This is a genomic window from Burkholderia sp. SIMBA_051, from assembly GCF_046534915.1.
Taxonomy (GTDB): Bacteria; Pseudomonadota; Gammaproteobacteria; order Burkholderiales; family Burkholderiaceae; genus Burkholderia; species Burkholderia ambifaria.
In genome coordinates this window covers 255,350-276,817 of sequence record NZ_JAWRXS010000006.1, presented here as the reverse complement: position 1 = coordinate 276,817, position 21,468 = coordinate 255,350, and the positions used below count along the sequence as shown (strand labels likewise).

21 protein-coding genes and 1 pseudogene are annotated in these 21,468 nt (G+C 68.3%); 9 read left to right on the top strand and 13 right to left on the bottom strand.

Translation table 11 applies throughout. The features are described from left to right. The first annotated feature begins 216 nt into the window (after positions 1 to 216). Positions 217 to 954, top strand: a complete 738-nt coding sequence (locus SB771_RS16855; RefSeq protein ID WP_105830341.1) for a sulfite exporter TauE/SafE family protein — start codon at positions 217 to 219, stop codon at positions 952 to 954. Positions 955 to 1,080: 126 nt separating this feature from the next. Here SB771_RS16855 and SB771_RS16850 read toward each other — a convergent pair whose 3' ends face one another. From SB771_RS16850 to SB771_RS16830, 5 genes are all read right to left on the bottom strand, one after another. Then, positions 1,081 to 1,659, bottom strand: coding sequence for an NnrU family protein (locus SB771_RS16850; protein ID WP_105830340.1), 579 nt, complete (start codon positions 1,657 to 1,659; stop codon positions 1,081 to 1,083). 238 nt (positions 1,660 to 1,897) lie between these two features. Next, positions 1,898 to 2,323 (bottom strand): TfoX/Sxy family protein, encoded by a 426-nt coding sequence (locus SB771_RS16845; protein ID WP_175658909.1) that lies wholly within the window; start codon positions 2,321 to 2,323, stop codon positions 1,898 to 1,900. Next, positions 2,320 to 3,429: a malate/lactate/ureidoglycolate dehydrogenase gene (locus tag SB771_RS16840; RefSeq protein ID WP_175658908.1), complete on the bottom strand. Its 1,110-nt coding sequence runs from the start codon at positions 3,427 to 3,429 to the stop codon at positions 2,320 to 2,322. Before SB771_RS16840 ends, SB771_RS16845 begins: the two co-directional genes overlap by 4 nt. Before the next feature lie 75 nt (positions 3,430 to 3,504). After that, complete coding sequence (locus SB771_RS16835; protein ID WP_011659327.1) at positions 3,505 to 4,959, bottom strand: M20 family metallopeptidase; 1,455 nt, start codon at positions 4,957 to 4,959, stop codon at positions 3,505 to 3,507. A 162-nt stretch (positions 4,960 to 5,121) separates the two neighbouring features. Beyond that, a complete protein-coding gene (locus SB771_RS16830) occupies positions 5,122 to 6,192 on the bottom strand; it encodes an NAD(P)H-dependent flavin oxidoreductase (protein ID WP_175658907.1) in 1,071 nt (356 codons plus the stop codon). A 439-nt stretch (positions 6,193 to 6,631) separates the two neighbouring features. Between SB771_RS16830 and adiC the strand changes: the two genes are divergently transcribed. Both adiC and SB771_RS16820 read left to right on the top strand, forming a co-directional pair. After that, a complete protein-coding gene (gene adiC, locus SB771_RS16825; protein WP_175658906.1) occupies positions 6,632 to 8,158 on the top strand; it encodes an arginine/agmatine antiporter in 1,527 nt (508 codons plus the stop codon). A 2-nt stretch (positions 8,159 to 8,160) separates the two neighbouring features. Then, positions 8,161 to 10,500: an Orn/Lys/Arg decarboxylase N-terminal domain-containing protein gene (locus SB771_RS16820; protein WP_175658905.1), complete on the top strand. Its 2,340-nt coding sequence runs from the start codon at positions 8,161 to 8,163 to the stop codon at positions 10,498 to 10,500. Between the two features lie 69 nt (positions 10,501 to 10,569). Here the strand turns inward: SB771_RS16820 and SB771_RS16815 are convergent, their stop codons facing one another. Together SB771_RS16815 and ftrA are read right to left on the bottom strand one after the other, a co-directional pair. Next, a complete protein-coding gene (locus SB771_RS16815; RefSeq protein ID WP_175658904.1) occupies positions 10,570 to 11,298 on the bottom strand; it encodes a hypothetical protein in 729 nt (242 codons plus the stop codon). A 166-nt stretch (positions 11,299 to 11,464) separates the two neighbouring features. Beyond that, entirely contained in the window at positions 11,465 to 12,439 is a 975-nt protein-coding gene (gene ftrA / locus SB771_RS16810; protein ID WP_175658903.1) for a transcriptional regulator FtrA, read from the bottom strand. A 111-nt stretch (positions 12,440 to 12,550) separates the two neighbouring features. On the opposite strand from ftrA, the gene SB771_RS16805 reads away from it, so the two are divergent. Both SB771_RS16805 and SB771_RS16800 read left to right on the top strand, forming a co-directional pair. After that, entirely contained in the window at positions 12,551 to 12,970 is a 420-nt protein-coding gene (locus tag SB771_RS16805; protein WP_175658902.1) for a rhodanese-like domain-containing protein, read from the top strand. A 90-nt stretch (positions 12,971 to 13,060) separates the two neighbouring features. Further along, positions 13,061 to 13,387 (top strand): superinfection immunity protein, encoded by a 327-nt coding sequence (locus SB771_RS16800; protein WP_011659335.1) that lies wholly within the window; start codon positions 13,061 to 13,063, stop codon positions 13,385 to 13,387. Positions 13,388 to 13,402: 15 nt separating this feature from the next. Here SB771_RS16800 and SB771_RS16795 read toward each other — a convergent pair whose 3' ends face one another. The 6 genes and pseudogenes from SB771_RS16795 to SB771_RS16770 all read right to left on the bottom strand — a co-directional run bounded on the left by SB771_RS16795 (position 13,403) and on the right by SB771_RS16770 (position 17,813). Continuing rightward, entirely contained in the window at positions 13,403 to 14,584 is a 1,182-nt protein-coding gene (locus SB771_RS16795) for a cytochrome P450 (protein WP_175658901.1), read from the bottom strand. Between the two features lie 166 nt (positions 14,585 to 14,750). Beyond that, positions 14,751 to 15,014: a YodC family protein gene (locus SB771_RS16790; protein WP_011659337.1), complete on the bottom strand. Its 264-nt coding sequence runs from the start codon at positions 15,012 to 15,014 to the stop codon at positions 14,751 to 14,753. A gap of 332 nt (positions 15,015 to 15,346) precedes the next feature. Beyond that, a complete protein-coding gene (locus SB771_RS16785) occupies positions 15,347 to 16,207 on the bottom strand; it encodes an oxaloacetate decarboxylase (protein WP_175658900.1) in 861 nt (286 codons plus the stop codon). Positions 16,208 to 16,446: 239 nt separating this feature from the next. Next, positions 16,447 to 16,536: pseudogene (locus tag SB771_RS16780) on the bottom strand (GNAT family N-acetyltransferase); the annotation flags it as partial. A gap of 7 nt (positions 16,537 to 16,543) precedes the next feature. Beyond that, on the bottom strand, positions 16,544 to 17,404 hold the full coding sequence (locus SB771_RS16775) for a MurR/RpiR family transcriptional regulator (protein WP_175658899.1): 861 nt from the start codon (positions 17,402 to 17,404) through the stop codon (positions 16,544 to 16,546). A 55-nt stretch (positions 17,405 to 17,459) separates the two neighbouring features. Next, positions 17,460 to 17,813, bottom strand: a complete 354-nt coding sequence (locus SB771_RS16770) for a YgiW/YdeI family stress tolerance OB fold protein (RefSeq protein WP_165753534.1) — start codon at positions 17,811 to 17,813, stop codon at positions 17,460 to 17,462. Positions 17,814 to 18,038: 225 nt separating this feature from the next. Here SB771_RS16770 and SB771_RS16765 point away from each other — a divergent pair, with 225 nt between their 5' ends. The 4 genes from SB771_RS16765 to SB771_RS16750 all read left to right on the top strand — a co-directional run bounded on the left by SB771_RS16765 (position 18,039) and on the right by SB771_RS16750 (position 21,139). Continuing rightward, the gene (locus SB771_RS16765; RefSeq protein WP_175658898.1) at positions 18,039 to 18,701 is read left to right on the top strand and encodes a response regulator; all 663 of its coding nucleotides are present in this window, start codon (positions 18,039 to 18,041) and stop codon (positions 18,699 to 18,701) included. After that, the gene (locus tag SB771_RS16760) at positions 18,698 to 20,074 is read left to right on the top strand and encodes an ATP-binding protein (RefSeq protein ID WP_175658897.1); all 1,377 of its coding nucleotides are present in this window, start codon (positions 18,698 to 18,700) and stop codon (positions 20,072 to 20,074) included. The genes SB771_RS16765 and SB771_RS16760 overlap by 4 nt, the downstream gene beginning before the upstream one ends. A gap of 211 nt (positions 20,075 to 20,285) precedes the next feature. Beyond that, positions 20,286 to 20,732 carry a MarR family winged helix-turn-helix transcriptional regulator gene (locus tag SB771_RS16755; protein WP_126225852.1) on the top strand — a complete coding sequence of 149 codons (447 nt, stop codon included), beginning with the start codon at positions 20,286 to 20,288 and terminating at the stop codon, positions 20,730 to 20,732. 38 nt (positions 20,733 to 20,770) lie between these two features. Next, positions 20,771 to 21,139: an antibiotic biosynthesis monooxygenase family protein gene (locus SB771_RS16750; protein ID WP_175658896.1), complete on the top strand. Its 369-nt coding sequence runs from the start codon at positions 20,771 to 20,773 to the stop codon at positions 21,137 to 21,139. Positions 21,140 to 21,468 lie beyond the last annotated feature (329 nt).

Here is a 21,468-nt window from a genome sequence, read left to right as displayed (position 1 = left end):
CGGCGCGAGTCGTGCTCGTGCGCGCAGCGGCGATGGCCCGACGCGCGGCGCAACGGCAGCGCTCCAAGTCGGCCGGCCGCCGCCCCCTGCGCACCCGCCACACCGCGCGCTCGCAGCAGTTTGCGTCGCCGCGATCCTGCATTACCATCGGGCGATCATCGCGCGCGCGCCTGCTTCCGGCCCGCGCGCCCCCGCCACCTCCGCACTCCCTCATCGATGCTCGCTCTCATCATCATCGCCGGCCTGTGGGCCGGCCTGCAGAATGCCCTCGCGGGCGGCGGCTCGTTCGTCACGCTGCCCGCGCTGATCCTGTCGGGCATGTCGCCGCTCGCGGCGAACATCACGTCGACGGTCGCGCTGTTCCCCGGTCAGGTCACGACGGGCTGGGCGAGCCGAAACATGGTGCGCGGCGCGGGCAAGCTGCCGTTTCGCGCGCTGTTCGCGATCAGCGTGGTCGGCGGCGCACTCGGCGGGCTGCTGCTGCTGAAAACTCCGTCATCGATCTTCTCGCACCTCGTGCCGTGGCTCGTGCTGTTCGCGACGGTCGTGTTCGCGTGGGGCAGCTTCTTCCGCAAGCCGGGCGTGGACACGCAGCATCTCGGCCCCGTCACGGCCGCGATCGCGCAATTCCTGATCGCGATCTACGGCGGCTACTTCGGCGGCGGCATCGGCTTCCTGATGATGGCCGCGCTGACGATGGCCGGCCTGTCGCCGCGTCACGCGATGTCGACCAAGAACGCGCTCGCGGGCGTGATGAACGCATCGGCGGTCGTGCTGTTCCTGACGTCGCCGCATCTGCACTGGCAGGCGGCGATCGCGCTCGGCGGCGGCGCGATCGTCGGCGGCCTGCTCGGCGCGTGGGCACTGCACCGCGTGAACGAGCGCGTGCTGCGGATCGCGATCGTGTGCATCGGCGTCGCGCTGACCATCGGGCTGTTCGTCAAGCCGATCTGACGCACGCTCGGGCGGGCATCCGTACGTTGAGGGAAGGCGGGTAGCGGGGAATGCGCCCGCGTCGATGTCGCGGGCGCCCGGGGCGGCTCGTGCGCCCCGCTCGTCAATCGTTGCAGGCGGGCACGTTCAACCGAACGGCCGCACGCCGATCAGCGGCCCGTGCAGGAACAGCGCGAAGACGGCCCATACGACGAGCCCGGCCGCGATCGTCACGGCATCGCCCGACAGCCTGCCGGCCGGATAGCGGACGCCGTCGCGGCGGTCGCGCGCGCGCCACACGACGAAATCGACCAGCGACCACACGAAAAATGCGCCGAACAGCACGACCGCATGCAGCGTGCCGTTCGCGAGCAGATGCGCGACCGCCCACACCATCACGCCGGCCACCATCGGATGGCCGACGAGCGTCTTGATGCGGTTGCGCGGCACGTAGGCCGCGGCGATCAGCACGAATGCGATCGCGGTCAGCATGCCGGTGAGGTGGCGCACGCCGACGGGTGACACCCACAGCAGCGTCCCGTTCTGGCGGGCGATCCCGTAACCCCAGACGATCAGCACGAAGCCGACGATCGACGCGATCGCATAGGGGCCCTTCCAGCGTTTCTCGCCGATCCGCTCGATGGTGACGGAGCGCCAGCCATCCGCGACGATCCGGATCGAATGCACACCGAGGAAGATCGCTAAACCGAGAATCAGGACGAGCATCGGCTATCTCCGTCTGGAACGATGAGTGGGGGAAACGTTCGCGCGGCTTTCGATGCGCCGTTCGCGAGGCCGGCGGCGACACCGGCTCGGGTTGCGCCGGGCACGGACGCAATCGCGCCGATCATAAACGCCGGGGCCGCCGTTGTGAAGCCGGCGAACCATGCGGTGCGTCAAGCCCGGCGCTTGCGCGCACCCGCCGTGGCTCGAAAGAAAGGACAAGAAAGGAAAAAGCGCCGTCTTACGGCCGACGCTGCGTGCGCTTGCGCGCCGCCTCCGGCTTCGGTTTAGGCGCCGGCTTCGGCTTCGGCCGTGCGTTGCGCTTCGGCGCCCCCGCCAGCAGCGCCGCGCGATATGCGCCGCGACACCAGTCGAACAGCGCGCCCGCATCCTCGAGCACGTCGGCCGGCGTTTCGTAATAGCCTTCGAGCGCAACGGTGCGCGTGGGCCGCTCGTACGAGAACGGCCCCATCCCCGCCGCCACGAACGCCGGACGGTTCACGTCGTCGACGCGCAGGAACAGCGACCCGCGCGACATGAAGCCGAACATCACGCCGTCGAGCCGCATCGCAGCGCCGCTGAAGAACCGCACGACCTCCACCTTGCCGAGCGGCGCGAGCTGGTAGGCGATCTCCTCGCCGTGCGCCTTCTCCGCCTGCCAGCTCATGCGAGCTCCGTGCAGCGCCGCGTCCACCCGTCGAGTTCGGCGTCGTCGAAGCCGACGACCGCCGCGCTCTCGCGGATCTGCCGCCACGTCGCACGATCGACCGGAATGCCGTCCGCGCCGCGCGCCACGCGGCTCGCCTCCTCCGGCTCGCCGGGCATCCGCACCGGCGCATCGCCCGCCTGCGGCGACGCCTTCGCCCACGCGACGAACGCATCGGCTTCACGTTCCGCATCGGCCGCATCGAACGCATTCGGATCGATCAGCACCGACAGCATCCCGTTGACGATCGCGCTCGTCTTCTGCAGCGTGTCGCCGTAGGTCGTATGCCCGCCGACCAGCGCGCCGCCGAAGATCTCGCACATCGCGGCCAGCGCATAGCCCTTGTGCAGCCCGAACGGCAGCAACGCGCCGAACGGCTGCTCGTGCATGACGGCCGGATCGTCGGTCGGCTGGCCGCGATGATCGATCAGCGACCCGGCCGGCACGCGCTTGCCCTGGTTGTACGCCACCCGCGTCTTGCCGTATGCGATCGCGCTCGTCGCGAAATCGAGCAGCAGCGGCGGGCGGCCCGCGCGCGGATACGCGGCGCAGAACGGATTCGTGCCGAAGCGCGGATCGGTGCCGTTGAGCGGCGCGACGAGCAGGTCGCCCGGCACGTTGACGAAATGGAACGACACGAGGCCCGAGCGCGCGCACTGCTCGGCCCAATGCCCGATGCGGCCGAGATGATGGACGTCGCGCAGCCCGATCGCGCAGATGCCCATGCGCCGGGCCCGCTCGATCCCTTCGACCATCGCCTCGAACGCGATCACCTGGCCGAAGCCGCGCCCGCCGTCGATCGTCAGCACCGCGCCGCCGTCGCGGACGATCGACGCGTGCCCGTTCAGCTGCAACTGCCCTTCCCGCCACGATGCGACGTAGTTCGGGATCATCCCGATCCCGTGCGAATCGTGCCCGGCCAGATTCGCGCCGACCAGGTGATCGGCGACGAGCCGCGCCTCGCGCTCGCTGCTGCCGGCCCGCTGCCAGAGTGCCGCGACGAATGCGTGCAGCGGTTCGGCGCGCATGCGCAGCGGGTCGGTGGCGGGTGTCGGCAGCGCGGTCATCGGCAAGGCTCCGTCAGGTCAGGCGGGATCCGGTCGGGTCGGGTTGGTTCAGGTCGTGACAGGCAGCGCGAATGCTCAGCGCGCGGTCGCGATCACGTCCGCGACCGCCGCGGTCAGCTTCTTCGCGTACGGCACGTGCAGGAACTCGTTCGGGCCGTGCGCGTTCGACTTCGGGCCGAGCACGCCGCACACCATGAACTGCGCGGACGGGAAACCTTCCTGCAGCACGTTCATCAACGGGATCGTGCCGCCGAGGCCCATGTACGCGCAGTCCGCGCCGAAGTGGCGGCGCGACGCGGCGTCGAGCGACGACGCGAGCCACGGCGCGAGATCCGGCGCGCTCCAGCCGGTCGCGGCGCCCGCGTCGGGCTTGAACGTGACCTTCGCGTTGTACGGCGGATCGAGTTCGAGCAGTTCCTTCAGCTGCTGCACGGCCTGCGCGGCGTCGACGAGCGGCGGCAGGCGCAGCGACAGCTTGAACGCGGTGCGCGGACGCAGCACGTTGCCCGCGTCGGAAAGCGCCGGCAGGCCGGCCGCGCCCGTCACCGACAGCGACGGACGCCACGTCGAATTCAGCAGCGCCTCGCGCGGATCGGTGGTGGTCGGCAGCACCGGTTTGCCGTCCATCCCGCACGCCCACGGCAGCCCCTTCCACACGGTGTCGCCGAGAATCGCGGCGGCCGCGTCGGCTTCGCGCACGCGGCTGTCGGGAATCTCGCAATGGAACACGCCCGGCAGCAGGTTGCCGTTCTTCGCATCTTCCAGGCGCTCGAACAGCTGACGCATCACGCGGAAGCTCGACGGCGCGATGCCGCCGAAGACGCCCGAGTGAACGCCTTCCTCGAGCACCTCGACCTGCAGGTCGCCGGACACCAGCCCGCGCAGCGAAGTCGTGAGCCACATCTGGTCGTAATTGCCGGCGCCCGAATCGAGGCACACGACGAGCGACACCTGGCCGAGCCGGTCGCGCAGCGCGTCGACGTACGGCAGCAGATCGTAGCTGCCCGACTCCTCGCAGGTTTCGATCAGGCCGACGCAGCGCGGCCGTTCGACGCCCTGCTCGTCGAGCGCGCCGAGCGCCGCGAGGCTCGCGTAGATCGCGTAGCCGTCGTCCGCGCCGCCGCGGCCGTACAGCTTGCCGTTCTCGAACTTCGGCGTCCACGGGCCGAGGTCCGCGCGCCAGCCGTCGAATTCGGGCTGCTTGTCGAGGTGGCCGTACAGCAGGATCGTATCGGTGCTGCCCGCGCGCGTCGCGGGGGTTTCGAAGAAGATCACCGGCGTGCGGCCGGGCAGGCGCACGATTTCGAGCTTCAGGCCTTTCACCGGCTGGCGTTCGGCCCACTGCGCGGCATCGGTGACGACGCGTTCGAGATACCCGCGCTGCGCCCAGTCGGGGTCGAATGCGGGACTCTTCGCGGGGATCGCGATGTAGTCGGTCAGTGCATGGAGGATTTCATCGTTCCATTTGCGCTCGACGAAGGTAACGAGCTTGTCATGGTCGAGGACGGGGGTAGTGTCGACGGAGGTCATGATGGGTGCCTGGATCGGGCTGATGAAAAAACGGATGATACGCCGATGGACCTTCGGCCGGGGCGTTTCGGCGGCGCTTTCCGCCGCCGGCTTCGGGCTCGCCTTCGGCCCCCTTCCGGCGTCCGCTTCCGCATCCGTTTCCGCATCCGTTTCCGCGCCCGTTCAGTCGCCCGGCGGGAACGTGTCGCGCAGCCCCGCCGCGCACGCCAGCGCGTCGTCCCACAGGCGTCGCGTCAGCACCCCGGCGTCCTCTTCGCGCGCGAGCGCCGCGGCCTCGCCCGACCACAGCAGCGAGAAATCGTCGCGGCCCTGCCGTTCGAATGCACCGCGCAGCGGATCGACCGCGGCCGTCGCGAGCGGGAACGCGGGCGCGAGCGCGCTCATCGGCCCCTGCTCGCGCATGAAGCGCGTCAGCAGGCCGCGCGCCGGCCGGCCCGTGTACAGGTTGGTCATGCGGGTGCCGTCATCGCGCGCCGCCCGCACCGCCGCGCGGTGTTGCGCGGAGCGGCCGGCCTGCGGCGTGAGCAGGTAGCCGGTGCCGATCTGCACCGCACGCGCGCCGAGCGCGAAAGCGGCCGCGATGCCGCGGCCGTCGGCGATCGCGCCCGCCGCGATCACGGGCGTGCGCACCGCGTCGACGATCTGCGGCAACAGTGCGAACAGCCCCGGCTGCGCGTGAATGTCGTCGGTCAGGAACATCCCGCGGTGCCCGCCGGCCTCCGCGCCCTGCGCGACGATCGCGTCGACGTCGCGCGCATCGAGCCAGCGCGCCTCCTCGACGGTCGTCGCGGACGACACGATCAGCGCGCCGGTCCGACGCACGCGCGCCAGCAACGCGTCGTCCGGCAATCCGAAATGAAAGCTCACGACGGCCGGCCGCATTTCCTCGACCACCGCGCACATCGCGTCGTCGAACGGTGCGCGGCCGGCGCCGCCCTTCACGCCGACCGGATCGAGCCCGGCTTCCGCGTAGTAGCCGGCCAGTGCCGCGCGCCAGCGCGCGTCGACCTCGGCGTCCGGCGCCGGGGGCGTATGGCAGAAGAAGTTCACGTTGAACGGGGCCTGCGTGCGTGCGCGGATCGCCGCGATCTCGTCGCGCAGTTGCTGCGGGCCGAGCGCCGCGCACGCGAGCGAACCGAGCCCGCCCGCTTCGCAGACTGCGATTGCAAGCGCGCTCAGCGAACCGACCATCGGGGCCTGAATCAGCGGCAAACGGGAAGGCAGCATCGGCATCATCCTTCGAGAGGAAAAATCGTCATGCGCACCGGCGGCGCGCTTGCATGGCTCATATATTCAACGCACCAGATAATAGCCGACAAAATCGCGCCCGAAAGACCGAAGTATTTACGTCGCGAAATGTTCAATCCAATTCGGCAAAAAAACCGAATTGCCCATCGCTGCCGACCCGCCCGAACTCAACTTTCCCCGCCCACTACCGCCGAATCCTGCGAAATCTGCCGTATCGCGCCCCGCCCCGTGCCCCAACGCCAGCCGACGCATTTCAATGACATCGATCAACATTTAACTCATTAAATGTCGGCGTTTACCATTAAAAAATCGATGAGCGATATACCATGACGTCGTTTAATAAAACGGCGATCCATTCCGGAATCGTCAACTGGCGCCGGGCCGCGCCACCTCAACCGCATCACGTCCATTCAAGGAGCCCCGCATGTCCGATGCCAGCTCGTCCTCCTCCCGCTCCGCCGCCGCGCCGGCCGCGATTTCCGCGCCGAAAATCGGCGTCGTCCCCGCCACGCTGATGGTCGCGGGCAACATGATGGGCTCCGGCGTCTTCATGCTGCCCGCGAACCTCGCCGCCACCGGCGGCATCGCGATCTTCGGCTGGCTGATCACCGTGGTCGGCGCCGTGTCGCTCGCGCTGGTGTTCGCGAAGCTCGCGGCGATCGACCCGGCCGCCGGCGGCCCGTATGCGTATGCGCGCAAATCGTTCGGCCCGTACATCGGCTACCAGACCAACCTGATCTACTGGCTCGCGAACGTGCTCGGCAACGTCGGCCTCGCGGTCGCCGGCCTCGGTTACCTGACGCACTTCTTCCCCGTGCTACGCGACCCGCTCGTGTTCGCGCTCGCACAGATCTTCGTGATCTGGCTGTTCACCTACGCGAACATCCTCGGGCCGAACATCGTCGGCCGCGTGCAGTCGATCACGACGATCTTCGCGCTCGTGCCGATCCTCGGGATGGCCGTGTTCGGCTGGTTCTGGTTCAGCAAGGACGTGTATTTCGCCGGCTGGAACGTGTCGGGCGCGAGCAGCTTCAGCGCGATCGGCGCGACGCTGAACTTCACGCTGTGGGCGTTCATCGGCGTCGAGAGCGCGTCGGTGTCGGCCGGCGTCGTCGAGAACCCGTCGCGCAACGTGCCGATCGCGACCGTCGGCGGCGTCGTGCTCGCGGCCGTGTGCTACGTGCTCAGCTCGACCGTGATCATGGGGATGATCCCGAACAAGGCGCTGCTTGCGTCGAGCGCGCCGTTCGCAGATGCCGCGCGCCTCGCGCTCGGCGACACCGCCGCGAACGCAGTCGCGATCTGCGCGGCGCTCGGCTGCCTCGGCTCGCTCGCGGGCTGGACGCTGCTGGTCGGCCAGACCGCGAAGGCCGCGGCCGACGACGGCCTGTTCGCCGGCGTGTTCGCACGCGTCAACTCGAAGAACGTGCCGTCGGCCGGCCTCGCGATCGTCGCGGCGATCATGTCCGTGCAGGTGCTCGCGACGATGTCGCCGAGCGCGAGCGAGCAGTTCGGCAAGATCGCGTCGATCGCCGTGATCATGACGCTGTTGCCGTACATCTACTCGTGCATCGCGATCAAGGTGCTCGGCTACGGCAAGATGCCGTCGCACCAGTTCACCTTCTACACGATCGTCGGCCTGATCGGCGCCGTCTACGCGCTGTGGGCGATGGTCGGCTCCGACGGCCAGCAGACGCGCTGGTCGCTGATCTTCGTGATCGCGACGATCGTCTTCTACGAGCTGTCGATCAACCGCCAGCGCGAAATCGAGGAAACCCATGTCCATCCGGGCGGCCGTTCGCCGCGCTGGGTGCGCTACCTCGCGCTCGGCGTCACCATCGTCGCGCTCGTCGCCACCTTCTGGATCTCGGTGGGCCGCCACGAGGCCGACATTCTTCACGCCCGCTCGCCGGCCGCGGGCGTCCAGGCAACCCAGCAAACGGGGGAATAACCATGACCGCTACCTTGACCCAACCGGCGTTTCGCCGCCTCGGCATGAAGGCGCTGCTCGTGCAGCACGACATCGACGAACGCACGGCCACCGGCCGCGCAGCCACCGCCCTCGCCGAAGAATTGCGCGCCCGGCTCGTCGACGTCGTGATCGCGACGTCCGCCGAAGACGCGCGCGCGGTGGTGGACGCCGATCCCGCGATCCAGTGCCTGCTGCTCAACTGGGAGCTCGGCAACGATTCCGAGCATGCGCCCGCGCGGGCCGTGCTGGACGCGATGCGCGCGCGCAATGCGACGGTGCCGGTGTTCCTGCTCGCGAGCCGCGCGAGCGCGGCCGCGATTCCCGTCGACGCGATGCGCAAGGCCGACGACTTCATCTGGATGCTGGAGGACACCACCGCGTTCATCGGCGGGCGGATCGTCGCCGCGATCGAACGCTATCGCGAGACCGTGCTGCCGCCGATGTTCCGCGCACTCGCGCAGTTCTCGCGCGTGTACGAATACTCGTGGCACACGCCGGGCCACACAGGCGGCACCGCGTTCCTGAAATCGCCGGTCGGCCGCGCGTACTTCGAATTCTTCGGCGAAGCGCTGTTCCGCTCGGACCTGTCGATCTCGGTCGGCGAACTCGGCTCGCTGCTCGACCACTCGGGCCCCATCGGCGAAAGCGAACGCTACGCCGCGCGCGTGTTCGGCGCGCACCGCACGTATCACGTGACGAACGGCTCGTCGATGTCGAACCGCGTGATCCTGATGGCGAGCGTCACGCGCAATCAGGTCGCGCTGTGCGACCGCAACTGCCACAAGTCGGCCGAGCATGCGATGACGATGTCCGGCGCGATTCCGACCTACCTGATCCCGTCGCGCAACCATTACGGGATCATCGGGCCGATCATGCCGGAACGGCTCACGGCCGCCGCCGTGCGGCTCGCGGTCGACGCGAATCCGCTCGTGCGCGGCCGCGACGGCATCGATCCGACGCCCGTGCATGCGCTGATCACGAACTCGACCTACGACGGCCTCTGCTACAACGTCGCGCGCGTCGAGGAACTGCTCGGCCAGAGCGTCGACCGGCTGCATTTCGACGAAGCCTGGTACGGCTATGCGCGCTTCAACCCGATCTACCGCGACCGTCACGCGATGCACGGCGATCCGTCGCAGCACGACGCGAGCAAGCCGACCGTGTTCGCGACGCAATCGACGCACAAGCTGCTCGCCGCGCTGTCGCAGGCATCGTTCATCCATGTCCGCGACGGCCGCAACCCGATCGAGCACGCGCGCTTCAACGAGGCGTACATGATGCACGCGTCGACGTCGCCGAACTACGCGATCATCGCGTCGAACGACGTGAGCGCCGCGATGATGGACGGCCCCGGCGGCGAGGCGCTGACGACCGACGCGATCCGCGAGGCCGTGTCGTTTCGCCGGATGCTCGCGCGGCTGCACGCGGAATGCGAGGAGAACAACGACTGGTTCTTCAACGGTTGGCAGCCGGACACCGTGGTCGACCGCAAGACGGGCCGCCGCGTGCGCTTCCATGAAGCGGACGAAACGCTGCTCGCCACCGATCCGTCGTGCTGGGTGCTGCATCCGGGCGACACGTGGCACGGCTTCGGCGAGATCGAGGACGACTACTGCATGCTCGACCCGATCAAGGTATCGATCGTGACGCCGGGCGTCGCGCCGCACGGCGGCCTGATGCCGGTCGGCATTCCGGCGTCGGTCGTCACCGCGTATCTGGACCGGCACGGGATCGTCGTCGAGAAAACGACCGACTTCACGATCCTGTTCCTGTTCTCGCTCGGCGTGACGAAGGGCAAGTGGGGCACGCTCGTCAACACGCTGCTCGACTTCAAGCGCGACTACGACGCGAACGCGCCGCTCGAACAGGCGTTGCCGGACCTCGTCGCGCGTTATCCGGACCGCTACGGCAAGCTCGGGCTGCGCGAGCTGTGCGACCTGATGTTCAGCGCAATGAGCGACCTGAAGACGACCGAGATGATGTCGCGCGGCTTCTCGACGCTGCCGCAGCCCGACTTCAGCCCGGCCGAGGCGTTCGAGCATCTCGTGCACAACGACATTGAGATGCTGGAGCTGTCGGAGATGGCGGGCCGCACCGTCGCGACGGGCGTCGTGCCCTATCCGCCCGGCATTCCGCTGCTGATGCCCGGCGAGAACGCGGGGCCGGCCGACGGGCCGCTGCTCGGCTACCTGCGGGCGCTCGAGCAATTCGACCTGCGCTTCCCCGGCTTCACGCACGATACGCACGGCGTCGAAGTCGAGGACGGCGTGTACCGGATCGCCTGCATCCGGCAAGTCGATCGCAAGACCAATACGCGCTGAGGAGCGTGTGCGTCGCGACGCCGTGCCGGCAACCCGCGGCCGGCGTCGCGACGCAGGGTGAGCCGCCGGTTATGCCGGCAACCGCCCGACCCATGCGGCAAGCTGCGCTTCGCCGTCTTCATCGAGCTTGCCCTTCAGTTCGCCGTACCACGGCGCGATCGCGTCGGCCGGCTGCGTGGCCTTCAGGATCTCGAAACTGTTCTCGAGGAATGAAGAAAAGAACGGAATGCCGCGCAGGTGGAGGAAGGTCGAGTCGGTGATGTGCACGTGGCCGTACACGTCGCGCACCCATGCGAGATGCGGCAGCGCCTCGTGCAGGCGGCCGCTTTGCATCAGCGCGGAGATGAAGTTCACGCGCGCGGCGACATCCGACTGCTCGTGCGTGTCGTGATTGACCTCGGCGGCCTTCTGTAGCCACGCTTCGCCGCGCTCCACTTCGTCGCACATCACGGATGTCGTCGCGAGCTGCACCGCGTTGTGCGCGCTCGGCTCGTGGTCGAACAGCGCGAGCCAGTACGGAAACGCTTCCGGGTAACGCTTCATCGCCGAGTACGACAGCGCGCACAGGCGCGCCGCATCGGCGAGCCGCTCCGCATGCGGCGCGGCGGCCGCGATCGCGGCTTCGTGCCGGCCGGCCTGGAATGCCTTCAGCGCGGGCGCGAGTTCCGGTGCGATGTCGGGGGCGTCCTGCCCGGCCGCGTCGGGTGCTTCCGGCGCGTCCGGCGCTTGCGCCGAAGGCGCGGGCGATGCCGCTTCGTCACGCGGTTTCTTTCCGAACAGCTTTCCCAGCAGGCCCATGGTGTTGTCCTTGTCGTTGTGAGGGGGCGATGGCGGCTTCCTGCAGCGGCGCGCAATGCGCGGCATGCGTGGATCGCCGCACGGCGACCGCCATCTTACGCGCGCTCGGAGCCGGCAAGAAGCGCCCGATGGCCGGGCACCGCTGTTGCGGGAGCAGACGCGACGCTCACGCGTCCGCGGGCCTGACGCCGCGATCCATCCCGCGCCGGTACGCGGCGGGGCTCGTCGCCGCGACGCGCCGGAAATGCCGGCGCAGCGACTCCTCGGAACCGAAGCCCGAGCGCGCGGCAATCTGCGCGAGCGACAGCGCGGGATGCGTTTCGAGCATGTCTTTCGCGAGATTCACCCGCTCGCGGATCAGCCACATGAGCGGCGACATCCCCGTCGCATCCGCGAACTGGCGCTGCAGCGTGCGCGTGCTCATCGCGGCCTGCGCGGCCAGCGAAGCGAGCGTGTGCGGTTCGGCCGCATGCGCGCGCATCCAGTCGATCAGCTTCGCGAGCCGGTCGCTGCCGCCCGGCGCGACCGGGCGCGGCACGAACTGCGCCTGGCCGCCATCGCGATGCGGCGGCAGCACGAGGCGCTGCGCGACGCGGTTCGCGATCGCACCGCCATGATCGCGGCGCACGAGATGCAGCAGCATGTCGAGCCCCGCGGCCGAGCCGGCCGACGTGACAATCTGCCCTTCGTCGACGTACAGCGCGTCGGGATTCACGCGCAGCGCCGGATAGCGCGCCTGCAGGCGCTCGGCGTAACGCCAGTGCGTCGTCACGGTCAGCCCGTCGAGCACGCCGGCCGCCGCGAGCACGAACACGCCCGAGCAGATCGAACAGAGCCGCGCGCCGCGGCGATGCGCGGCACGCAGCTTCTTCAGCAACGGTTCCGGCGGCAGTTCGTCCGGATCGCGCCAGCCGGGAATCACGATGGTGTCCGCGCGATCGAGCGTCGCAAGCCGGTACGGCGCGGCGACCGTGATGCCGCCCGCCGCGCGCACCGGCCCCGGCTCGCTCGCGCACACCGCGAAGCGATACCAGTCGACGCCGAGTTCCGGGCGCTCGAGCGCGAACAATTCGACCACACAGCCGAATTCGAAGGTGCAGAGGCGATCGTAGGCGAGCGCGACGACGAGATGATTTTGCATGGCGCGATGTTACCGGAACTTGTCGATCGCGCCACTGCCGGAAAAGCCGGCGAACCGCGATACTGCCCTTCATTCCGGCGCATTCCGCGCCGTCCTGATGGAGCGCCTTTCATGTCATACGTAACCGACGTACCCGCCGCCGACAGCGCCGCCGCCCTTGCGCACTTCGAAGCGTCGTTGGGCTTCGAGACCGATTGCTGGGACGTGCACGACGCGCTCGCGTCCGGCGCGCCCGATTTCGTGCTGCTCGACGTGCGGAGTCCGGAACTGTTTTCCGCCAGCCACGTGCCGGGCGCACGCAACCTGCCGCACCGCAAGATCGTCGCCGGCAAGCTCGCCGAGCATCCGGCCGACACGCTGTTCGTCGTCTACTGCGCGGGCCCGCACTGCAACGGCGCCGCGCGTGCGGCGATCCGGCTCGCGCGCCTCGGCCGCCCCGTGAAGCTGATGATCGGCGGCGTCACCGGCTGGCTGGATGAAGGTTTCGCACTGAGCAACGATGCGGAACCGAAGGAGCTCGCCGCGCGCTGATCGTCACTAAAAACGCAACAATCAATTGCCAGCACACAACCGGAAAAAGCGCGACAATCAGCTTCATTGCAGTTCGGATGGAGCAGCAACATGCAACACGCAGTCCTCATTCAGGTGGCCGGTTCGGTCGCAGCGATCGCGCTCTATTTTCTCCCGGCCGTCATTGCCGACCGGCGCGGCCGGCACGACAAGCTGATGATCGCGATGTTCAACGCCCTGTTCGCGTGGACGGGCATCGGTTGGCTGATGACGCTGTACTGGGCCTGCCAGCCGAACCCGCAGACCGACGTCGCGCAAACCATCCTCGCGAAGCGCCGCGGCGTCAGCATGCGGACCTTCTCGACCGGTCTGGTCGAACGCGTGCAGCGCCGCGTCGCCGCCCAGGAGCAATGGGCCGAAAAGCAAGGTTGCCGTTAAGTCCCGCTATTCCGCTTACCTCGCCGTACCGAACTTCGGCATCCTGACGTTGGTCGAGCCCCGGTAGTCCCACACCAGCCTGTCGCGCGGCGCCTCCCCGCCCGCGCGCAACCATGCCCCGAATGCCCCGGCCGTAACCGCCCGCGCGATCCGCTCGCCCGGGCAGCCGTGCGGCCCCGTGCCGAATCCGAAGTTCGGCCCCGGCGCGCGGCCCGGCAGCAGCCGATGCGGCTCGCGATGCATAGCCGGATCGCGGTTCGCGGCCGCCAGCACGACGAGGATCGCTGCGCCGGCATCGACGGTCACTCCCTCGATCGTCGTGCGCGACGCGACGAAGCGGCGCGTGTTCTGCACCGGCGCATCGAATCGGCCAACCTCGGCGACGAATGCTTCGAGCGCGGCGGTGTCCGGCATCGCGCGTTCGCCCTCGGCCGCATCATCCGTCGTACCGTCCCACGCAACCAGCACATTGCCGAGCCATGCGGCCGTGGCCTCGCACGTCTGCGACAGCAGCCCGACGAGATTCGCGACGAGCGCACCACTCGCGTGCCAGCCCGCGGCACCGGCCGCCTGCTGAATCGCCGCGACCCATGAGCCGTCCTGCGCACGGGTGCGCGCGACGCGCTCCGTCATCCGGTCGAGCAGTTGCCGCGCGGCGTCGCTTGCGCGGGCCAGCGCCGCGGCGTCGGACAGCGGCGACAGCGCGGCGACGAAGTCGACCACCAGCGCGGCGATGTCGTCGAGCTGCATCTCGTCGAAACCGAGCAGATCGGCGACCGCGCAAACGGGCACCGACAGACACCACGCGTTCAATGCATCCGCGTCATCCGGCGCGCGCAGCCGGCTGCCGGCCAGCTGGGCGGCACGCTCGCGCAACGCGCCTGCGTCGTTCGGCGCGCACGCCGCGCGCAGCGCCTGCTTCGGCACGTCGTGCCGCAGTGCGCCGTCGTTCATGCGCACCAGCTCGCCGAACAGCGCGCCCGCCGTCGTGCCGCGCAACGCGGGCGGCACTGGCGCATCGAGGGGCCTGACGCGGCATGCCGGATGGCCGAGCACGGCCGTCACGCTCGCCGCCCGGCTCGCGACCCACAGGCCGAGCGTGGCGTCGAACGCGAGCGGCGGGCCGTCGACGAGCGTCGCGTAATAGGGATAGGGATCGCGGTGCGTCACCGCGGCAATCGGATCGGTCGGGTTCATGCGTGAAGTATCGGCGCGCGGGGCCGCCGCATGTTTCCGGATGACGTGAAATGTCGAGGTTGCCGCGGGAGGCTGGGAGCACGGCCGCCGCTGCACGGCGACAGGCGGGCGGCGCCGCGCCGTAGCGGATGCGGCGGGATGTGGCGGAATACGGCTGGCTACGGCGTCAGGCCGCCGACCGGTAGCGGTACGCCTGCATCCGCAGACGGACGCGCCCGGCCGAAATCGCGCGCGGCTCGGCCACCACCGTGTCGTGGTGAAACATTTCCTGCCGGAAGTGGCCGGTCTCGTCGAACCACTGGCAGATCAGCCACTCGGCATCGTCGAACACGACCGGCCCGGCATAGGTGACGGTCATGCGTGGGCCGCCGGTTTTCAGCGTCACGACATCGCCAACGCGAAAGCCGCGGTGATTTTCTCGGATTGTCATCGCTCTCTCGATTTTTTATATATTCATTTTCCAGCGGCCTGCCGACCGCCGCCTCGGATATGCCGCAGATTACCAACGCTAAAAATAACCGGCAACTCCCTAAACCAAAAAAATTATCGGTCGGAAAATCGCAACAATACCGGGCATCGGTACATCTGACAGGCATCTGGCACCCATAACCGGCGCGGCTTGCGCGCCTTCGGTCCACCAGTCGAATGCGGAGAATAAACGATGTATTTCTCGACGTCATCGCGACTTTAAATCAGTCGCGATTTCGGTTGATTACAGTCAATCGATTTTCAGCTGGAAACGTTCCCAGGTTTTATCGGCGTTCATAGTGGAAATTGAACATGTGCATTATCGGGCGCCGAAAACCAGCGATCGATGTCTCGCCCCGACACCGCCGCGCGCGCGAACGTAAATGTGCCGTCGCGCGCCATTTCCGTCGCGGCGCGCAGGAACGCGCCGAGCGCAGCCCGCGCCAGTGCGCCGCCGACGCTGACACGCTTCACGCCAAGCGCCGCGAGCGCATCGAGGCTCAGCAACTCGCCCTGCAACCCCATCACGACATTGACCGGTGCACCGACCGCGCGCGTGACCGCCGCGATGTCGTCGGCGTCGTTCAGGCCCGGCGCGTACAGCACGTCGGCGCCCGCGTCGCGGTACGCGACCAGCCGCGCGATCGTATCGGCGAGGTCGCGCCGGCCGTGCAGGTAGTTCTCGCAGCGCGCGGTCAGCGTGAACGGAAACGGCAGCGCGCGCGCCGCGTCGACCGCCGCCGCGATGCGCTCGACCGCCGCGTCGTGCGGGTAGATCGGTGCGTCGGGGCGGCCGGTCGCATCCTCGATCGAGCCGCCCACCGCGCCGGCACCGGCCGCGAGGCGGATCGTCTCGGCGACCGTCTCAGGCGCGTCGCCGAAGCCGTTCTCGAGATCGGCGCTGACCGGCAGGCCGCCCGCGGCGACGATCTCGGCGATGTGGCCGAGCATTTCGTCACGGCCGATCGCGTTGTCGGGCCGTCCTCTCGAATAGGCGAAACCGGCGCTCGTGGTGGCGAGCGCGTCGAAGCCGGCCATCGCGAGCAGCCGGGCCGAACCGGCATCCCACGGGTTCGGGATGATGAAGGCGCCGGGGCGCGCATGCAGCGCGCGGAAGGCTTCGGCGTGGTGGAACTGCACGTTGGAATCGGACATCGCTGTCTCCTTGGAATGGGAGATACCAGCATAGGCGCGCGCGGGACAGCGACGGTTCGCGCCGCGGTGAAATGTCGATGTGGATGTCAGAAGCTCACGTGTGCGGTGCGCCGCCGGTCACGCCACGCCACCGCTCAGGAACAGCGTTTCTTCGTCAGGAAAATGCGCGACTGCGCGGCCGGACAGTCAGGCAGTCAGGCAGTCAGGCAGTTCGGCAGTCCGACAGTCCGCCAGTCCGGCTATTCGCCGAAGCGGACATAACCGCGCGTCTCGTAGAACGGCCGCGCCCGAACGTCGAATGTATCGAGCCGCGCGCCGTGACAGCCGCGCGTGCGGCTACACGACATACGCGCCCTTCGCATGCAGTTCCGCTTCGGTGCGCTCGAGCGCCGCGATCGCATCACTGCCTTCGAGCGCGAGCAACTGCGCGACCAGCGCTTCGGTCATCGCGTGCGCGGCGACCAGCGACGGAAAGAACGACGGGCTGTCGTGCGTGAAGATCAATTGCGCGTCGGCATGCAGCGCGATCGGCGACACCGCGCTGTCGGTGATCGCGACGATCTTGCTGCCCTGCGCCTTCGCCGCCTGCGCCACGCGCGTCGCTTCCGCCGAATACGGCGCGAAACTGACGATCACGGTCACGCTCTGCTTCGCGATCGTGCGCAACTCCATCTCGAGCGAGCCGGCCACGCCATTGAGCAGCGACACGGTCGGCCGGAACAGCCGGTAGCCGTACACGAAACCGAACGCGACCGGATAGCACGACCGGAAGCCGGCGACGTGCACGTGCGATGCCTTGCGGATCAGCTTCGCCGCGTCGGCGAGCGCGTGCTCGTTCTGCGCGGCGGTGGCGGCGAGATTGTGTTGCTGGGCAGCGAGCAGGTCATGCGCGAGCGACGCCTTCGCGTCGGGCCGCACGAGCGAACGCGCACGCTGCGTGAGCGGCTCGGGGCGCGTGCGCACGCGCGCGACGCACAGGTCGCGCAGCTCGTTCCAGCCGGGGAAACCGAATTGCTGCGCGAGCCGCACGAGCGACGCCGGTTGAACCTGCGCGCGCTGCGCGACCTTGCGCATCGACGAGGTGGCGACCTCGTCGGGATGATCGAGCAGAAATGCAGCGCCCGCCTGGAATTGCGGGCTCAGTTCGGAAAATTGCGCCCGGATACGGGACGCGAGTTCATCGAAATTGGCAGCCATCTGGGTGAGAACGGGAACCGGATGCCCATGGTATCACCGGCCCCGCGCGCACCGGTCAGCGCAGCACTTCGACGTGGTCGGCATCGACCTTCACACGGCCCGACCATTTGCGCTCGAACTCGCCGGTCACCTTCACTTCGTTCTTGTCGCTGACGGGCTGGCCGGCCGTCCACAGCTTCTGGTCGATCTCGACGCGGATCGTGCCCGTCGCGTCGGCGAATTCGTAATCCTCACCGCCGACGTGCTTGACGATGCGCCCTTGCAGCTGCACGTGCTGATCGTCCTTGCCGTTCGCGAGGAGTTCCTTCACGGTGGTCGTCGTCAGCGCGGACGGCCCCGTGTATTGCGCATAGGCGGCAGCCGGCAGCACCGCGAGCGCGACCGCCAGGATACTGGTCAGATGTTTCATGTTTGCGATCCTCTTGCTTGATGGAACGCCGCGCCCCGTTGAACGCGACGAGCCAAGATTACGGACCGTAAGATTAAGCGAGCCTGAAGGCCGTGCCGACGCGACACGGCGCCGCATAGGACGCGTACGAAAGCGCAACCGCCACCGCCGTTTAAGCTCGGCCTAAGACACCTGCGCTTATGATGGACACCCCGGGCGCCCGTGCCCGCCAACAGACACGAATCCATGCGCGTACTGCTCGTCGAGGACGATCCGCTGATCGGCAGCGGGCTCGAACAGGGCCTCAAACAGGAAGGCTTCGCGGTCGACTGGGTCAAGGACGGCGACGCCGCGTCGCTCGCGCTGCGCTCGACCGCGTATGGCCTCCTGCTGCTCGACCTCGGGCTGCCGAACCGCGACGGCCTGTCGGTGCTCGCGTCGCTGCGCCGTCGCGACGAAACCCTGCCCGCGATCATCATCACCGCGCGCGACGGCGTGCCGGACCGCATCGCCGGCCTCGACAGCGGCGCCGACGACTACCTCGTCAAGCCGTTCGTGCTCGAGGAGCTGCTCGCCCGCATCCGCGCGGTCAACCGCCGCCATGCGGGGCGCGCGCAAACGACGCTCGCGATCGGCCCGCTGCGGCTCGATCCGGTCAAGCACCAGGTCTGGCTCAACGACGACGAAGTCACGCTGTCGCCGAAGGAATTCGTGCTGCTGCACGAACTGATGCGCGACCCCGGCGCGGTGATCTCGCGCGAACAGTTCGAGGAACGGCTGTACAGCTGGGGCGAGGAAATCGAGAGCAACGCGGTGCAGGTGCACATCCACAACCTGCGCAAGAAACTCGGCCACGACATGATCCGCACGGTGCGCGGCGTCGGCTACCGGATCGGTGACGGCGCATGACGCGCGTACGACACGCAATCGAGCGCTGGCGCAGCGCGTCGCTGCGGCGGCGCCTGTTGATGTGGCTGCTGCCCGCCGCCTGCGTGATCGGACTGGTCGCAAGCGCGGGCACCTACTGGGGTGCGCTGCGCGAGCTCGACGATCTCCTCGACGACCAGATGCGCAGCATGTCGAAGCAGATCGTCGTCGGCCCGAACGGCGAGCTGTCGTTTCGCGACCATGGCGACGGCAAGCACGACTTCGAAGCCAGCGATCCCGACGCCGTGCTGCTGCAGGTCTGGCGCAACGGCACACTGGTCTACTCGACCGATCGCGAGTCCGCGCTGCCGCCGCCCGCGCAGACGGGCGTCGGCAGCGTCGACGTCGGCGGCCAGCCGTGGCGCACCTATGTGACCCAACGCGGCGGCACGACGATCCGGCTCGCGCAGGCGCGTCATGCGCGCTGGGAAGCGATCGCGGGCATCGCGGTGCATTTGCTGTGGCCGGTGTTCTCGATGCTGCCGGTGCTCGCGATCGGGCTGTGGTTCGGCATCGGCGCGGGGCTGCGGCCGCTGCGCACGATCGCATCGGGCCTGAAGCGCAGGAATGCGAACAATCTGGAACCGGTCGACGTCGCGTCGATGCCGAACGAGGTCCGGCCGCTCGCCGAAGCGATCAACGACCTGCTCGCGCGGCTCGACCGCTCGTTCACGCTGCAGCGCCACTTCATCGCCGATGCCGCGCACGAGCTGCGCACGCCGATCATGGGGCTGTCGATCCAGTCGCAACTGCTGCGGCGCGCGGCGAGCGCCGACGAACGCGAGCAGATCCTCGCGCAGATTCATGCGGGCACGACACGCCTCGGCCACCTCGCCGAGCAGCTGTTGACGCTCGCGCGCCTCGAACCCGATGCGCAGGCGAGCGCGTCGGCGTCCACGCCCGTCGACCTCGCCGCGCTGTGCCGCTCGGTGGTCACCGACCGCACGCGCGTCGCCGATGCGCACCGGATCGACCTCGGCGCGATCGTGTCGTCGCCGGTGATGGCCGCCGGCAATATCGATACGTTGCGCGTACTGCTGAACAACCTCGTCGACAACGCGATCCGCTACGCGGGTGATGGTGCGCGCGTCGACGTGTCCGCGCGCGTCGACGGCGCCACGCCCGTGCTCGAAGTCGCCGACGACGGCCCCGGCATCCCGGAAGCCGAGCGCACGGAAGTGTGGGAGCGCTTCTATCGCGGCGAAGGCGCGCAGGCCGTCACGGCGTCGGGCAGCGGCCTCGGGCTGTCGATCGTCAAGCGGATCGCCGAACAGCATCGCGCGACGGTCGCGCTCGGCACGACTCCAGGCGGGCGCGGGCTGACCGTGACGGTGCGCTTTCCCGTGCCGATCTGACGCACGGCCCGATCCGCAGCTTGTCCACAGATTGTGTTGGCAAGCTTGTGGACAACCTGCCGCTAACGGCAGCAAGCCATTGATCCGAAAGAACTTGGCGGTCGTGCGCAGCGAATGCGCCACTCGGGGCGAACTTGCAGCCTAATTTGACAACCAGTTGTCCATTACGTAAAGTAGTTGTCAATTCATCGCGCCATCGCGCACCCCGACCATGACGAAACCCGCCAAGTTGACCGCCGTCGCGCTGTCCGTCTTCCGCCTGAACGGCCTGCTGATCGAATGGGGCAATACCTTTGCCGCGCCGCACGGCCTGACCAGCGCGCGCTGGCAAGTGCTGGGCGCCATCTCGATGGCGCCGGACGCCCCGAACATCCCGCAGATCGCCGACGCGATGGGCATCACGCGGCAGGCCGTCCTGAAGCAGGTCAACGTGCTGACCGAAGAAGGACTCGTGCAACCGCTGCCGAACCCGACGCACAAGCGCTCGCCGTTGTATGCGCTGACGCCGCGCGGTGCCGCGGCCTATCAGGCGGTGGTCGAACACTGGCAACAGCATGTCCGCGGCCTCGCCGGCCAGTTCAGTTCGACGGATCTCGATGCGGCGATTCGCGTTCTGTCGACGATGTCCGCCGCTCACGCGCCCGATGGGCATGCGTGATCGCACCGTTGGCCCATTACCTACAGGAAGGCGTGCCCATGTCACATTTCAAACCGATGGATCCGAGCTTTCCGATCCAGCAACAGCTCGGCATCGACGCCGAACCCGTCGTCCTCCTCAACGTCTTCACGCTGGATCCGGCCGATGAAGCCGACTTCCTGGCCGTGTGGAAGGACGACGCCGCGTTCATGAAACGGCAGCCGGGATTCATTTCGACGCAGCTGCATCGCGCGCTCGGCGACAGCCCGACCTACTTCAACCAGGCGGTCTGGGAGTCGACCGCCGCGTTCCGCGCGGCCTTCACGCATCCCGAGTTCGTCGCGAAGCTGTCGGCCTATCCGTCGTCCGCCGTCGCGAGCCCGCATTTGTTTCAGAAGGTCGCCGTGGCGGGCATTTGCACTGCGTGAACCGGCGCGCCGACTACGGTTGGCACGCTGTGCGGTGCGCCCCGATCGCGATCGCGAAGTTCTCCACAGAAAATGTTGGCAAGCTTGTGGATATCCTGCGCACCACAACGCTAAGCCCTTGATCCGACGGACTTTGGCACGCGTGATGCAGACGCGGCACGCAATGGGCCGTCAGATGCGCCGGTTCGCCGCACATCGCATCACGATGCCACGCCGGCGCCCGGCGACGCACGACGCCCGACGCGTGTCGTCCGCCACTTACCCACAGATTTTGTTGGCAAGCATGTGGATAGCCTGCGCATAGCGCGATCAAGCGCTTGATCCGAAAC